Origin of the sequence: Parabacteroides bouchesdurhonensis, from assembly GCF_900186615.1 — a bacterium.
Classification (GTDB): Bacteria; Bacteroidota; Bacteroidia; order Bacteroidales; family Tannerellaceae; genus Parabacteroides; species Parabacteroides bouchesdurhonensis.
In genome coordinates, this window is sequence record NZ_LT896588.1 from 625352 (window position 1) to 641836 (window position 16485).

Sequence of the window (16485 nt, forward strand, 5' to 3'; positions counted from 1 at the left end):
TCTAATTACGATCTATTCTTTCTTAAAAAAGTCCATATTGTACGATAAAGCATTCGTCGTTTTTATTATTTTTGTGATTAGTTAATAGCTTATCAAACCACATACAAGATATATACACAAATGAAACGATTTCTATTTCTACTATTACTTGTTTGTCAATTAGTAAATCTATCAGCTCAAAATACTACTTACTTTTATGGAAGAGATAAAGTGCAATCCAAGAATGAAACAGCAGCACTATATTCTGTCCAGATATTTGACGACTGTACATACGTAACCATTGAACTGGTGCCAACAAAGAACCGGTCTCGCATGACATTTTTCACAAGTCCATATACATATATTCAGGCCGAAAGCGTAAAGCTGCCTTTATTAGGCGCCCTATCCAGTGACGGCACCTCTTATCATTCATGTACGATATATGACAATTGGGGGTGGGAGAATGTAAAAAAAGGGGAAGCATATCATTACACCCTGGTTTTCTCCGGAAGGATTCCTGCCGGCATTACCAGCTTCTCACTGATAGATGATTATTCGGAATATCATGGATATTGTTTTAAAAATTATACAATCAACAATCCCAACGCCAATGCAACAGCTTATGATGAAATATCCGTCAGACAAAATATAGATATGAATAATGATGGTATAGTCGGGATATACGAAGGCATCAATGAACAAGGTTATAAATTAGGGTGCATCAAGCACGACAACACATATTATTTCATCTATCTGGGAAGTAAGACGAACAAGAGTTGGTGGAAAGTCGGGGATGTCAAAGCTATATTACGTCCAAGCGCAACTGCCGGTCTTTTTAAAGCGGATTGGTATATGGAAGACAAAAGCACAAACTCCGATGTTTATGTCATATTTGAAAGAGGCCAGATGAAAACTATTATGCCTAACGAAGAAACAGGATACCTGAAAATGTATCCTTCCTCTTCACCATCCAACGCCAACACACCTTCTCGGGAAGCACAGAAATGGTCCGGTTCCGGCTTCGCCCTGTTCAACGGATATATAACAACGAACTATCACGTTATAGAAGGTGCTAAAAGCATCTACATAAAAGGGATAAAAGGTAATTTTTCCATCCCGTATGAAGCAACGGTTGTAGCTTCCGACAAACATAACGACTTAGCTTTACTAAAGATAAACGACCACCGTTTTACCGGATTCGGGAATATTCCTTACAGAGTGAAAATAGCAACCGCCGATGTAGGTGAAGAGATTTTCGTACTTGGTTATCCACTAACAACTACAATGGGTGACGAAGTAAAACTTACAACCGGTGTTATCAGTTCCAAAACAGGCTTTAAAGGCGACGTTTCCCTGTATCAGATATCCGCACCCATTCAGCCGGGTAACAGCGGCGGACCGTTGTTTGACGGACAAGGAAACTTAATTGGGATTGTTAATGCAAAACATACGCAGGCTGAAAATGTAGGCTATGCTATTAAAACCTCATACCTGCAGAATTTAATAGAAAGCGTTACCTCTTCTTCTATTCTTCCCAATAATAACCAAGTATCGGAAATGGCTTTAACGGGAAAAGTCAAAACAATAAAGAATTTTGTATATATGATAGAGTGCTCCAATCAACCGTCATCTAGCAACAACAGAGCTTCATATAATGCATATAACACCAATAACAACGATATTACGGTTAATAACCCTATATATGCCGCCGTTAGAAACAATGGAGCACTAAAGATAACTCAAGTACAAGTATCAGATAACTACACAAAAATTAAATTTGAGTATACCAACTTATACGCGTCAGACGGTTGGTGTTCTATAGATCCTTCCGCATACATTATAAGTAATGATACCGGTAAGAAATACTCCATGATAAGGGCGGAAGGCATACCTACATCGCCACAGGCTCATTATTTTTCAAGACAATATGAAAAACTATATTTTACACTGATATTTCCGGCATTACCTAAAAACACGGCACAGTTTAGTTTTATTGAAACGGAAGACAGTGAATGGAGATTTTATAATATTAAGTTGCAGTAGTGTAACTTAATCTCTGCATATTCTATAAACCGACAAAAAACGAACCTGCAAGAAACATACGTAAATATATTATCTTGGGAAAGTCCATTTAAATATTTTACTAACTTTGTTGATATTAAACTTATACGTATGAATGACCTGGACATTATTGATGCTATCGACGCCCTTTTATCAATGAATGATGGAGACTCTGATGAGTTCATTTCCGAATATGAACAGAATAAATCGGGGAACGTTACCAGTTTAACCGTATATCTCAGTATAAAAGATAGATTCCCGGCTCTTATTGAATTGGTCCTTAAGCTAAAAAGTTTACGAAGATTAGCATTAAAGACTATCGGCAATGCCGATTTAACCTTATTAGCCCCTCTAAAACAAATCATAGATTTGGATTTATCTGATAATAATTTAGAGGATATTTCTCCTTTAAGTAACCTGACTCAGCTTATATCCCTCAATTTAAGTGTAAACGAGATAACTAACCTGACTCCTTTAAGGCAATTGACAAAATTGCAATGTCTATTGCTGGAAAGTAACCCGTTAAAAAATATACGCAGCCTAAAATATTTAAAACACTTACAATTGCTTGATCTTTCATATAATAATATAAAAGATTTTTCTCCTATAGCTAATTTAACCAACATGAAAGTTCTTTGTCTCAATGCCTGCAAGATCGAGCATCTTTCTATTTTTAATAATCTACAGCGGTTATCGGAGTTAATGCTTAAAGGCAATACTATAACGGACCTACATCCTTTAAAAAAGCTGAAAGGGCTTATACATTTGGATTTAGAAGATAATTCCATAAATGATATTTCAGCTCTTTCCACATTAAGCAATCTGGAGAAATTGGACTTATCCGATAATTTAATTTCGAACATATCTCCATTGGAAAAACTGGAAAAGCTGAAAACACTAAATATATCCAACAACCACTCAATATCTGATATTTCTCCATTAAAAGATTTAAAGAAATTATCAGTACTTCAATTAGGGCAATGCAACATATCGGATATATCAACATTAGGTAAACTACAACAGGTTAAAAGGCTGGATCTCAGTTTTAATAGAATATCAGATATATCAACATTAGGTTTTCTTACTAAAATCACAATTTTACAATTAAGTCACAATTTAGTTTTTGACATTTCACCATTAGGCTCTTTAAAAGCATTAAATTCATTACAAATGGATTACAATCCATTGAGTGATATCCAAACTTTGAGAGGCTTAAAACAATTACGTCATTTGTCCTTAAACTACTGCCAAATATCAGATATTACCCCTTTAGCCAAATTGATCCGTTTAGAAAATTTACAACTAAACGGTAATCTCATATCCAACATATCTCCTTTAGGCAAGTTAAAGAACTTAAGCAATTTACGCCTTGTCCAAAACCAGATAAAGGATATATCACCATTGAAAGACATTAAAGAATTCTATTTTCTAAACCTCAGTAACAATAAAATAAACTCGTTACCGGAATGGTGTAGTACATACCATGTCTTTCTGGATTCAGAATATCCTTCTCTTTACGGAATAGATATTACAGGCAATCCCCTGTCTGATCCTCCTATAGAAGTTGTAAAATTAGGTTCCGAGGCAATAAAGAGATATTTTGAAAAAAAGAAAAAAGAAGAATTTTCGTCCATACATGAAGCAAAGCTTATATTGGTTGGCGACGGAGCTGCAGGAAAGACCTCTTTACAAAAACGTTTAATAGATTCCAACGCTGTCCTTCCCAAAGAGGACAGAAGGACCAGAGGTATCGAAATATGCAATTGGGAGTTCAAAGAGAAATATATTGCCCATATTTGGGACTTTGGGGGACAAGACGTATATTATCCTGTCCATCGCTTCTTCCTGACAGAAAATTCTGTTTTTGTATTACTGGCTTCCACCCGTAACGAACAACATAATTTCGACTACTGGATTCCTACACTCTATCAATTTGGCGGAAGCAGCCCCATAATTATCGGGCAGACATGCCACGAAGGAAACCGCGTATCATGGAACGATTTGGGACTCTATATCAGCGGTCCGCAATTTAATATCATACGAGCGATAGACAAACCATATTTCGAACTGAATTTACCTAACCGGAACAAGGGATTATCTCTTATTAAAAAGGAAATAATTCACCAACTTACCAAACTGCCACATTGTAACAAAGACATACCCAATTCATGGATTGCTACGCGTGACGCCCTTAAAATAGAAGCGACAAAAACGCCTTGTATTTCTTATGATAAGTTTAAAGAGATTTGTGATCAGGTTGCTCCCGATTCATTTATAGCTTCGGCTGATTATAAAGATTGCGCTTCCTTCCTTCACAACATCGGTGTTATTCTTTGGTATTCAAACAACACAACATTAAGAGACTGGATCATTTTACGTCCGGAATGGGGCATGCAAGCCGTATATCGCATTATAGACGATGATCAGATTCAGAACAGAAAAGGACAGATAATAGCCGGCGATTTCAATCGTTTATGGAATGATGGTTCATACGAAAGCAAACATTCTATCCTCAAACAAATGCTGGAAGTATTCAGGGTAGCATTCCCTAAAAAACACAAGGCAGAGGAATATATTATGCCTGCCCGTTTATTATCCATGCCCGATGAGAAGCGATGGAAACAAGGGGCTTATCTAAGATTGGAATATGAATATCCATTTATGCCTCGCGGTATATTAAATCAAGTAAGTGCAGAGTTGAGCCGATATATTGTATTAGATCAAAACGGAGAAGAAGAAGTTTGGAACAATGCCGTCAATTTCGTATCCAGCAGCGCTTACTGCCAGTTGGAAGAAATCTTTTACCAGAAGAAAATTATCCTACAATCCCAAGGAAAAGACGCCAGAGGGTTAGCTATGGTGGTAATGAATGCCTTAAACAATATAACCAGCAGCTATAAAGGCGTTACTCCAAAGATATATGTTCCGTGTACTTGTCAAGAATGCAAGTCGGGAGAACATCAAAGTCGTTTTCTGTATGACGATTTAATCCGCTTATCCCAGAAAAGATCCGATGTATATTGTAATGAATCCGGTGAGAAATTATCTATAGACGATCTGCTTTATAATGCAGGTTTCTTCCGCAAAATAGAACCCGGTCAAAACGAAATATACCCCAGTCTGCAAACAATACGTATTTTTCTTGCCTCTTCTTCCGAACTGGAAGTAGACAGAAAAGAATTTGAATTATTTATCAACCGGGAGAATAAAGAGCTTATTAAAAGCGGTATTTTCATCTCATTGGAAATATGGGAAGACTTTCTGGATGCAATGTCGAAATCCCGATTGCAAGATGAATATAACAAAGCTGTCAGATCATCCGATATATTTGTCAGTTTATTCTTTACCAAAGCCGGTATCTTTACCGAAGAAGAATTTGACACAGCCTATGGACAGTTTATCAGAACAGGCAAACCTTATGTATATACTTACTTTAAAGATGCTCCGATAAGCACCGGAAACATTGATGAAAACATCAACAGCCTGCTTGCATTCAAAAAAAGGCTAAAGCTTCTGGGACACTTCCCAACTTCTTATACCAACATAGAAGATTTAAAACTCAAAATAAAAAAACAGTTGGATAAATTATTACCCAAATTAGTCTTACATAAATTAAATTAAGCCGTGTTCCCATAATATAAACTCCATTATGATGTAAATATATATAGGAACACGGCTATAGCCCAAAGGCTCTTTTTTAAATATCCAATCCTTACAATTTCACCTCCCAGCCCTTTTGATATTCTCTGGTCCAGTACTTATCTGTATCAGGAGTTCCTATGATATGGCCATTCTCACTGTCTATTTCCAAAGAATGTCCAACACGGTGAGAGATATTACCCAGTTGCATTAACAACGTACTTTTATGTCCGGTAAGAATGTCGGCATTCAACTTTTCACCTTTCAAGATTCCATCCAGGAAGTTACGAATATGGAAACCATCCAGTTCTTTTGCCGGATCAATCTGGTTGCGGGCATCAATCTCTACCTGGCTATATACCTGTTTTATTTTCTTATTATCAAGATCGTAAATAATATAACCATTGCTTCCGGTGATTACCAGACTTCCCTTATCGCCATAGAACATAGCGCCAACCGTACTGCCTTCAATCGTCCGTCCGTTACAGCTACGGCCTTCCCATACCATACTTTTATCATTCCCGAATTCAAGATTAATCACTTGCGTATCGGGAGTTTCCCAATCATCTTTATAACGATAACGTCCACCGTAAGAGTTTACCTTTGTAGGATAATCCACACCCATTCCCCAACGGAGAAGGTCAATCATGTGCGTACCGTTATTGGCCGATTCGGACGTACCCCAATGCCAGAACCAATGCCAGTTATAATGTAAGAAATTAGATTTATAGCCAACACGTGGAGCCGGTCCTTGCCATAAATCCCAATCCAGCCATTCAGGAACGGCCGTTACCGGTTCAATACCAATCGAAGGCCTGTTATTCGTGTACCATGCTTTCCCAAAATAAGGATTACCTATTACACCATTCTTTATCTCGTTGATTCCCTCAATCACATTCGGCCACGAACGACGCTGCGTACCCATTGCCACAACACGTTTGTATTTATCCGCAGCCTTCACCAGTATTTCCCCTTCTTCCGGACAATAACTGCAAGGCTTTTCCAGATACACATCTTTACCCGCCTGCATAGCCATCAAAGCTGCATAAGCATGCCAATGATCCGGAGTAGCAATCATTACGGCATCTATATCTTTAGCCTCTATCATCTTACGGATATCTCTTTCAGGTATGGGAGCATCACCTGTTATCTTTTCGATAGACGCGATACTTTTCTCAATAGCCCGTTTATCTACATCACACACATAAGTAACCTCACAGTTATGTTGCTTACAAAAATTATTAGCTAATGCGAAACCACGTGCATTTACACCTGCTGCGCCCACACGAATCCGGTCATTTGCCCCCACAATCCGGTCATAGCTTTTTGCGCTGAATCCGGGTAACACACCTCCAACGGAAACTAAAGCTGTTCCCATCATTGCTTTTTTTAGAAAATTACGTCTTGTCGTCATGATACTATTTTTAATTATTCTGATATAAATGAATTTAATAAGTCCAGATACTCATTTTTAGACAGCACCGGTTTGTAGTCCTTTAATATATCGGACAAATTGCCGGGCTGTTCGGTTAATAAATCAACTAATGTCCGTGCAATAATCTTTGCCGGAATAACTACCGCCGATTCATAGTCGGTTACTTCAAAATTGGCGGCATGCAGAAATCCTTTAGTGCCTCCGGCTGTAGCATGTATAGCAGGCATTAAATGGGAAATATCCCCCATATCGGTTGATGCCTTGAAATGTCCCATCCTTATAATTTGCTTCTCCGTCATAAATTGCCGGGCATTTGCCGCGAAGCAACCATTTATATCCGGATTGCAAACCAAAGGAAGATAACCGGGCAAGGTCTTTATATGCGTAGTTGCGCCCACAGCATCGCCTCCGGCCTTAAACGCTCTGTCGAATTTCCGGGATACATCCTGTATTCCATCTATTGTAGAGGAACGGACATAAGCCTCCAGACGGACATCGGCAGGAACACTGTTCACGCTTTCGCCTCCTTTCGTTATTATAAAATGAACCCTGCTATGCTCTTCATCCTTAAAGGTCTCACGCATGGCATTGATAGCATTGATTCCTGATATGGCGGCATTCAAAGCATTGATTCCTTCATGAGGATATGCCGCGGCGTGAGCCGCCTTTCCAATATATTGAACCTGTTTACTGTTAAATCCGGTGCCGGAGTCGTATATGCCAATAGTCGGACCTGGTAAATCGGATTCCGCATGTACCATCAAGGCGGCATCTATGTCATCAAACTCGCCCAGCCTGACAAGCTCCTGCTTCCCTCCGAAATACTTTATTTTTCCTTCTCTCTTCAACTCTTCACGGTATCCCAGTTCTATATATTCTTCTGCCGATACTGCAAAGAAAGTTACATTACCATTCAGGGCATCGCCTATACCCGATGACTTCATAGCTTTAGCAACAAGCATAAGAATCCCCAGTTGCAAATTATGCCCGCACGTATGGGTAGCTCCCGATACAGGATCGGCCAACGGACTCTCGCGGCAAACGATACCATCCAGTTCCCCTAATACGGCAATATTGCGTACCGGCTCTCCCGTGTTTTTCAACTTCGCTTTTACGCCGGTCAAAGCCAGTTTGTCTTTTACGTCATATCCGCAAGAACGAAGATAACCGGCTATCAAACCGGAAGTCCGCACCTCCCGGAAACCCAGTTCAGGATGATGTCCGATGTCTTTTACCATCTCCAAGACTTCCTTAGAACAGCGGTCTATTTCATCTATTACTGTTTTCTTTATTTCTTCCGTATTCATATTTAATCCGTTTCCCTGCTTCTATTAATTTCATCCTCCCGACATTTTAAGTCCGGAGATACGATATTTTATTCTTTTGACCTGTATTTTCTACTAAATTGTCCTATGATTCAAGTTAATAGCAGCTATATATATCTGCTAAAACATACCAGTCGGACAATTTTACCTTTTAATCCTTCTACACCAAAGAAAGCAATTGCTTGGCAGACAAAAAGATAACCCATATTGTAGCCATATTGAGTATGATGTTTTCAGATAGCGAATTTTTATGCACTCCCATGATCCGTTTATTATTGGAAAGGAAGCATAACACAACTGCCACCAACGGAGCGCCAAGAACGGTCATTGCCTGTGCAAAAATGATAAGCTGTATCGGGTTTGAATCGAAGAATACGGCAACCAGCGTGCTCAATGCCAATACAACGGAAGCAAACACCTTCACCCATTTGTCATTAACAGACTGTCCTAAATGTAACGCATCCGCCAAAAAGATTCCACTCATTACCGCATTTGCCACATAAGAAGAGAACGAGGCAGCAAACAGTCCGATAAGGAACAGCCATTTGGCCAAAGGACCCAACAATGGTTCCAGCTGCAAAGCCATATCTATGGCACTATTTACCTGGATACCTTTGGGAGCTAATACTGCAGCCGAAGTCACAATAATAATCGCACTTAATGTGCCGAGCGTTACAATTCCGACCACGGCATCCCGCAAACCTTTCTTCAAATCCTCAAGATGCCAGTTTTTACCCTGTACCATATAAACCTGTCCCGCCGCTGCTGCTACACTGAACGAGGTGGAAGCTATCGCAATCAGGATACTAACATCGGAAGGCACTGATGGGATAAAGCCTTTCAGTAATTCAACGCCATCTATCCTTGCCCTGAATAAATTGCCGGCAAACGCAACAATCATCAGGATAACGAGGAACACCATTACCTTCTCCAATAAGTTGTAGAAGTTGGAAGATGTCCATATAAATGCTAAGGTTACTATCAGAAACAGAACAGCCCATATAGCAATTCCACCGCCAAACAACGTATCCATAGATAAGCCAATCCCTACGGTATTGCCTGTTTGGAAACCGGCGCAACTAAAGCACACGCTTAAACCCATAAGTATGGAAAGCGTACGGCCATAGTTTTGCTCAACAATAGATAATAGCGATTTAGAAGAGATGCAGCCTACTCTGGCAGCCATCCGGGTAAAGTAGATCATAAAAAAGACCGAAACCACAATTACCCAAAGCGTGGAATATTGCATCGTAGCGCCCGCTTTGCTGCATACCGTAAGAGTGCCCGGTCCTAAGACCATGGCAGCGGTTATGAGTCCGGGCCCCAGAACCTCGAATACTTTCTTTAAGCTAAACTTTCTTATATCCATATCCGTATTACTTCAACCATTCAGACAAATGCCCGCTAACAAAAGCATCGTCGTTCAAATGTGGATATGCTTTATATACTCTGGTTATTTCATCTTCCTGGCCGGGAGACAACACTTCATGAGGGTTCAGGCACCATGTACCTTTAAACAAGCCCTGACGTCTTAACACTTCATGCAAACCCGGAATACATCCGGCAAAATCATTGGCCGTATCAAAGAAGGCTGCATTCGTATCCGTAATCTGCACTCCTCTGGTAAGTAACTCATGAGGAATATCTTTACCGGAATCCAGCAAAGCATGCACTTCATTCAACAATTCAACCGCTTTACGGGTCCAAACACACCAATGCCCTAACAGTCCTCCTTTTATCCGCACCTTCTTTATTCCTTCTTCTGTAGAAATGGCATATTCGGTCAGCAAATCAGGAACGATATTGTCGTCGTTGCCTGTATAAAGAGTTATCTCGTTTTCTTTGCCGGCATCGCATACGGCACGTACAACGTCGAACGTTTTATAACGATTGAACGGAGCCATTTTTATGCCAAGTACATTCGGAATAGCAGCAAACTCTTTCCAAAAGTCGTACGGTAAAGCCATACCGCCAACAGAAGGCTGCAGGTAGAAACCGATTACCGGCATAATGGCAGCTATCTGTCTGCAATGAGAAAGAAGCTCTTCCATACTTTTCTCTTTCAGAGCAGCCAAACTCAGCAGGCAGGCATGGTATCCGGCAGATACGGCATAGCGGGCTTCACGAATTGCCTGCTCGGTGTTTCCGCACACACCTGCAACTTTTAAAATAGTCCGACCTCTTAATGTAGCCCATGAATCGATCTCGGAAGAAACAGCAGATAATACTTGTTCGAACATTCCGTGTTCACGTATTTCAAATTGGGTAGAATGCACTCCTACAGCCAAACCGCCTACTCCCGCATCAATATAGTAGCGGATCAGGGCTTTCTGATGCTGTTCGTCAAATTTACGGTTTTCGTCCAGTGCCAATGGAACGGCCGGTATTACGCATCCTTTCCTAAAGGAGTTTAGTATCTCTTTGTTTATGTCTTGTATCTTCATGGTTCTTAGTATTTTCCGTTATTTACTTCAAAATGTGTAGGTTTATTAAGTTCCCGGCCTCCTTGCATAATCCATTCGGCTTGCATGCGTATGAGTTCTTTTGCCGGCACGGACGGAGTTCCGAAATAGCCGAATGCTTTACTTGAATTATTTAAATAAGAAGTATCGGCGGAAGGGATTTGTAATTCCAGTTTCTTACCCATTATACGGGCCATTTCTTCGGCAACGTCTTTTACTGATAGAATTTCCGTACCGGTAATATTCAAATAGTTGGCAGGCGAAGTACAATGATCCAAAGCAAGAAGCGTATAGTTATTAGCATCGCCTTGCCATAAAATATTAAAATACTCCACACCGGAAACAACAGTTTCATCCTGCCATATCTTTCGGCCTATATCAGACAGAACTCCGTATCTTAAATCAGTGGAATAATTTAAGCGTAACAGTAATACAGGCGTATTATTCTTTTGGGAGAAGTATTCGAAAACCCGTTCACGTCCCAAACATGATTGAGCATATTCGCCTACAGGATCAGGATGATCCGTCTCAACAGAACCGCCGGATTGTTTAGATACCAACGGATAGACACAGCCTGTTGAAAAGGCTACAATTTTGGAATCTTTGTAATATTCCGCACAATAGGAAGGCATAAGCACATTCATTGCCCATGTCTGAGGCTCTGAGCCTTCGGTACCAAACTTCCGTCCGGCCATGAATACGACATTCTCCGTGAGAGGCAATTTCTTCAATTGTTCCCGGTCGCTCAAGTCGCAGGCAATCGTTTCTATTCCCCATTCTTCCAGTTTCTTCCGGCCGGCAGAATCCGAAAAACGCGATACGGCATAAACCTTTTTATTCACTCCGGCTTTCTCTATCGCCTTCTTCGCCATTAAGCATAAAGACAAGCCTATTTTACCATTGGCGCCTAATATGGACAGATCGCCAGGCAGCCTCTTAAAAAACTCGACTAATTGCCCGGAAGGTTGAGCAATTAATTCATCCAATTCTAATTCATTAAATGGTGTTCTCATATATTTGTTATTTACTCATTGGTCAAAAGGCCGCCGCCTATGACCATGTATTAGCCATTAGTTGTCCACCCGATAAGCCCGGGCATACGTCGTTTTTACTCTACTACAAAACAATAACTATATTCACTGTGGTATCAATACTCAATTGACACGGTAAAGATAGTATTTAATTCATAATCTTCGCATATATCAAAGGCTAACATTCGGAGAGAATGATCTGTTTTGTAGAAAGTCTTTCTTCCGGAAGAAAGACTTTCTACAAACAAATAGAGAGTCCATCATCCAAGAATTGTTATTTATCTCTCCTAAAAGCACAAAGAATCAATCGGAACAATATACGAAAGAAGACTATCAGGGCATAGAAACCTATACTCAGACAAAACACCCAAAGCAGTTGTGTGAATAGTTCTTTCCATTCAGTATCGAATACGATAATAGAAATTATATTCAGCAAGAAAGCAAGTACAAAACAAACACCCCATATCAATATTTCGGTGCGTTGCCTTTTCGTCGTTATTGTAATATTAATGTCTTTCATAATTATGCATCAAATGAATAAGGTATTTTGTATTCTTCGGGGAATTCAATCACAGCTCTTTCTTCCATTGCCTTGTTGCCAAGTAATGCCAGAACGGATGAATAATAGGCTTCCTCTACCAGATTCTGAATAGGTTCTCCGGTAATTACGGATGAGCAATAAGCCGATACAAGGCCTAATGAACCATCGTCAACAGTTGCTCCGGTAGTGTTGGAACCGTCATGTGTCTGGATATGATCCATAATAGGTTCACCCTTTACGGAAGAAGCAGTTTCAGGAACCCAGCTAGGACCGGCAAAAGAGATATTATCAAATACCTTATGTTCAATTTGATTGATCAATTGCTGTATGCCCGGTGCGGGTTTCGGGTTTTCCATATACAATAATCCCTGTGCCAGCTCAAGAGTNTCGTCCAGTGCCAATGGAACGGCCGGTATTACGCATCCTTTCCTAAAGGAGTTTAGTATCTCTTTGTTTATGTCTTGTATCTTCATGGTTCTTAGTATTTTCCGTTATTTACTTCAAAATGTGTAGGTTTATTAAGTTCCCGGCCTCCTTGCATAATCCATTCGGCTTGCATGCGTATGAGTTCTTTTGCCGGCACGGACGGAGTTCCGAAATAGCCGAATGCTTTACTTGAATTATTTAAATAAGAAGTATCGGCGGAAGGGATTTGTAATTCCAGTTTCTTACCCATTATACGGGCCATTTCTTCGGCAACGTCTTTTACTGATAGAATTTCCGTACCGGTAATATTCAAATAGTTGGCAGGCGAAGTACAATGATCCAAAGCAAGAAGCGTATAGTTATTAGCATCGCCTTGCCATAAAATATTAAAATACTCCACACCGGAAACAACAGTTTCATCCTGCCATATCTTTCGGCCTATATCAGACAGAACTCCGTATCTTAAATCAGTGGAATAATTTAAGCGTAACAGTAATACAGGCGTATTATTCTTTTGGGAGAAGTATTCGAAAACCCGTTCACGTCCCAAACATGATTGAGCATATTCGCCTACAGGATCAGGATGATCCGTCTCAACAGAACCGCCGGATTGTTTAGATACCAACGGATAGACACAGCCTGTTGAAAAGGCTACAATTTTGGAATCTTTGTAATATTCCGCACAATAGGAAGGCATAAGCACATTCATTGCCCATGTCTGAGGCTCTGAGCCTTCGGTACCAAACTTCCGTCCGGCCATGAATACGACATTCTCCGTGAGAGGCAATTTCTTCAATTGTTCCCGGTCGCTCAAGTCGCAGGCAATCGTTTCTATTCCCCATTCTTCCAGTTTCTTCCGGCCGGCAGAATCCGAAAAACGCGATACGGCATAAACCTTTTTATTCACTCCGGCTTTCTCTATCGCCTTCTTCGCCATTAAGCATAAAGACAAGCCTATTTTACCATTGGCGCCTAATATGGACAGATCGCCAGGCAGCCTCTTAAAAAACTCGACTAATTGCCCGGAAGGTTGAGCAATTAATTCATCCAATTCTAATTCATTAAATGGTGTTCTCATATATTTGTTATTTACTCATTGGTCAAAAGGCCGCCGCCTATGACCATGTATTAGCCATTAGTTGTCCACCCGATAAGCCCGGGCATACGTCGTTTTTACTCTACTACAAAACAATAACTATATTCACTGTGGTATCAATACTCAATTGACACGGTAAAGATAGTATTTAATTCATAATCTTCGCATATATCAAAGGCTAACATTCGGAGAGAATGATCTGTTTTGTAGAAAGTCTTTCTTCCGGAAGAAAGACTTTCTACAAACAAATAGAGAGTCCATCATCCAAGAATTGTTATTTATCTCTCCTAAAAGCACAAAGAATCAATCGGAACAATATACGAAAGAAGACTATCAGGGCATAGAAACCTATACTCAGACAAAACACCCAAAGCAGTTGTGTGAATAGTTCTTTCCATTCAGTATCGAATACGATAATAGAAATTATATTCAGCAAGAAAGCAAGTACAAAACAAACACCCCATATCAATATTTCGGTGCGTTGCCTTTTCGTCGTTATTGTAATATTAATGTCTTTCATAATTATGCATCAAATGAATAAGGTATTTTGTATTCTTCGGGGAATTCAATCACAGCTCTTTCTTCCATTGCCTTGTTGCCAAGTAATGCCAGAACGGATGAATAATAGGCTTCCTCTACCAGATTCTGAATAGGTTCTCCGGTAATTACGGATGAGCAATAAGCCGATACAAGGCCTAATGAACCATCGTCAACAGTTGCTCCGGTAGTGTTGGAACCGTCATGTGTCTGGATATGATCCATAATAGGTTCACCCTTTACGGAAGAAGCAGTTTCAGGAACCCAGCTAGGACCGGCAAAAGAGATATTATCAAATACCTTATGTTCAATTTGATTGATCAATTGCTGTATGCCCGGTGCGGGTTTCGGGTTTTCCATATACAATAATCCCTGTGCCAGCTCAAGAGTCCCCTCATGACCCAGAACCTGTTCGTCCATTCCATAATGCTTGTTTGAAATGATAGATTCGAAAGTCATGCGCAAGCCGTTAGGATAATGGTAAATAACACTTACACTGTCATAAACCTCACGACCGTCTTTCCAGAAAAGAATGTCGCCGAACCCTGTGATATAGTCGGGAAGAGAATGATTGACCCATGTACCCATCTGTAATTGGTGGGCGGCAAGTTCGGTCATCAAACCACCTGAATATTCTTTGTACAGTCTCCAGTTTATCTGTCTTTCCAACGACGGTTCCGGTACAGGCCTGCGCCAGTCGTTGTTACGGTACCAGAAGTTACGAAGTCCTACTATCTGACCGATTGTTCCATTCTTTATCAGTTCTATCGCTTTCAGGTATTTCGGGTCGAACAGGCGTTGTATGCCTATATAAAGGACTTTGCCCGATTCTTTATACACATCATACATTTCCTTGCATTGTTCCACGGTTCTGGCCATGGACTTTTCGCAGAATACATGCTTGCCGGCTTTCAACCCTGCGATTGAGATTGGAGCATGCATGTGAAGAGGGGTTGCAATCAGAATGCCATCCACATTCGGGTCGGCAATTGCCTGGTTATAATCTTTATATTGTTTTGCTTTCGGGAATACTTTGGCAGCATTGTCAAGATGCGGCTGGTAAATATCGCACAAAGCAACGACTTCGGCATGAGGTATTTGTAAGAGGTGGTTGATATGGTACATGCCTCTTGATCCTGTTCCGATAATGGCAAGCCTGGCCTTCTGGCCTTTTACTTGCTTTTCTCTTTCCTGAGCAAGGAGATGCAATTGAGGCAAGGAGGAGAGCAATAGGCTTCCTCCACCTATTGCTCCTAAACTTTTAATAAAATCCCGTCTATCAATATCTTTTCTTTCCATTTGTATATGTTTTAATATCTAACCTAATTCATCATCTGACCTTCACATTAAACGGGACAGCGACCTGTTTATAATCCGGTGAATCATAACCATGATTAGTCACAACAACCGTAAATTCAAACTCCCCGGATTGAGGATATTGATAAGTGGCAGTCCAACCGATAGTAGAATTTAAGGACGTTTTCAGCCCCTGAGCTTTCAGCAATCCATAATCCTTATAGCAATCACTTTTAGACAATACCACGTTTCCGTTAACATCGGTAGAATCTATATCAGTACCGACTTTCTTTACTATCTGACGGATTCCCCCAGGCCATAAAGAACAGATATCCGCATCCGTATCCACTCCTATTGTATAGGTAATACCGCTTACAGGATTCAATTCTTCTATAAATTCTTTATTTTCATTAATTGTATAGAACTTTAAACTGTGTACCTTAGGAGCTTTCACGTCATCTTCATTCAGACAAGAAGACATCATCGTCCCCACAAGAAATATAAACATTAAAATATAAGCAGTTCGTTTCATCTTTATTTCTTTATATAGGTTTAACATATTAGTATCCTTTATTCTGAACAAGAGTTTGGTCTATTTCTATCTGAGTTGTTGGAACAGGAAGCAGCAACTGATATTCCTGTATAGGCTCCAATGTC

At 40.2% G+C, this 16485-nt stretch carries 12 protein-coding genes; 2 read left to right on the plus strand and 10 right to left on the minus strand.

Annotation, left to right across the window (positions count from 1 at the left end):
* The first annotated feature begins 120 nt into the window (after positions 1 to 120).
* On the plus strand, positions 121 to 2022 hold the full coding sequence (locus tag C1721_RS02780) for a S1C family serine protease (protein ID WP_102406973.1): 1902 nt from the start codon (positions 121 to 123) through the stop codon (positions 2020 to 2022).
* Positions 2023 to 2151: 129 nt separating this feature from the next.
* Positions 2152 to 5661, plus strand: a complete 3510-nt coding sequence (locus C1721_RS02785; protein ID WP_102406975.1) for a leucine-rich repeat domain-containing protein — start codon at positions 2152 to 2154, stop codon at positions 5659 to 5661.
* A gap of 91 nt (positions 5662 to 5752) precedes the next feature.
* Here the strand turns inward: C1721_RS02785 and C1721_RS02790 are convergent, their stop codons facing one another.
* The 10 genes from C1721_RS02790 to C1721_RS02840 all read right to left on the minus strand — a co-directional run bounded on the left by C1721_RS02790 (position 5753) and on the right by C1721_RS02840 (position 16360).
* Complete coding sequence (locus C1721_RS02790; RefSeq protein ID WP_102406977.1) at positions 5753 to 7093, minus strand: Gfo/Idh/MocA family protein; 1341 nt, start codon at positions 7091 to 7093, stop codon at positions 5753 to 5755.
* A gap of 14 nt (positions 7094 to 7107) precedes the next feature.
* A complete protein-coding gene (locus tag C1721_RS02795; protein ID WP_102406979.1) occupies positions 7108 to 8421 on the minus strand; it encodes an amidohydrolase in 1314 nt (437 codons plus the stop codon).
* 178 nt (positions 8422 to 8599) lie between these two features.
* The gene (locus C1721_RS02800; protein ID WP_102406981.1) at positions 8600 to 9808 is read right to left on the minus strand and encodes an Nramp family divalent metal transporter; all 1209 of its coding nucleotides are present in this window, start codon (positions 9806 to 9808) and stop codon (positions 8600 to 8602) included.
* A 7-nt stretch (positions 9809 to 9815) separates the two neighbouring features.
* Entirely contained in the window at positions 9816 to 10883 is a 1068-nt protein-coding gene (locus C1721_RS02805) for a dihydrodipicolinate synthase family protein (protein WP_102406983.1), read from the minus strand.
* A gap of 5 nt (positions 10884 to 10888) precedes the next feature.
* A complete protein-coding gene (locus C1721_RS02810; RefSeq protein ID WP_102406985.1) occupies positions 10889 to 11914 on the minus strand; it encodes an NAD-dependent epimerase/dehydratase family protein in 1026 nt (341 codons plus the stop codon).
* Positions 11915 to 12206: 292 nt separating this feature from the next.
* The gene (locus tag C1721_RS02815; protein WP_102406987.1) at positions 12207 to 12452 is read right to left on the minus strand and encodes a hypothetical protein; all 246 of its coding nucleotides are present in this window, start codon (positions 12450 to 12452) and stop codon (positions 12207 to 12209) included.
* 499 nt (positions 12453 to 12951) lie between these two features.
* A complete protein-coding gene (locus tag C1721_RS02825) occupies positions 12952 to 13977 on the minus strand; it encodes an NAD-dependent epimerase/dehydratase family protein (RefSeq protein WP_102406985.1) in 1026 nt (341 codons plus the stop codon).
* 292 nt (positions 13978 to 14269) lie between these two features.
* Positions 14270 to 14515 carry a hypothetical protein gene (locus C1721_RS02830; protein WP_102406987.1) on the minus strand — a complete coding sequence of 82 codons (246 nt, stop codon included), beginning with the start codon at positions 14513 to 14515 and terminating at the stop codon, positions 14270 to 14272.
* Positions 14516 to 14517: 2 nt separating this feature from the next.
* Entirely contained in the window at positions 14518 to 15831 is a 1314-nt protein-coding gene (locus C1721_RS02835; protein ID WP_102406989.1) for a Gfo/Idh/MocA family protein, read from the minus strand.
* A 31-nt stretch (positions 15832 to 15862) separates the two neighbouring features.
* Positions 15863 to 16360 carry a hypothetical protein gene (locus C1721_RS02840; RefSeq protein ID WP_159063523.1) on the minus strand — a complete coding sequence of 166 codons (498 nt, stop codon included), beginning with the start codon at positions 16358 to 16360 and terminating at the stop codon, positions 15863 to 15865.
* Positions 16361 to 16485 lie beyond the last annotated feature (125 nt).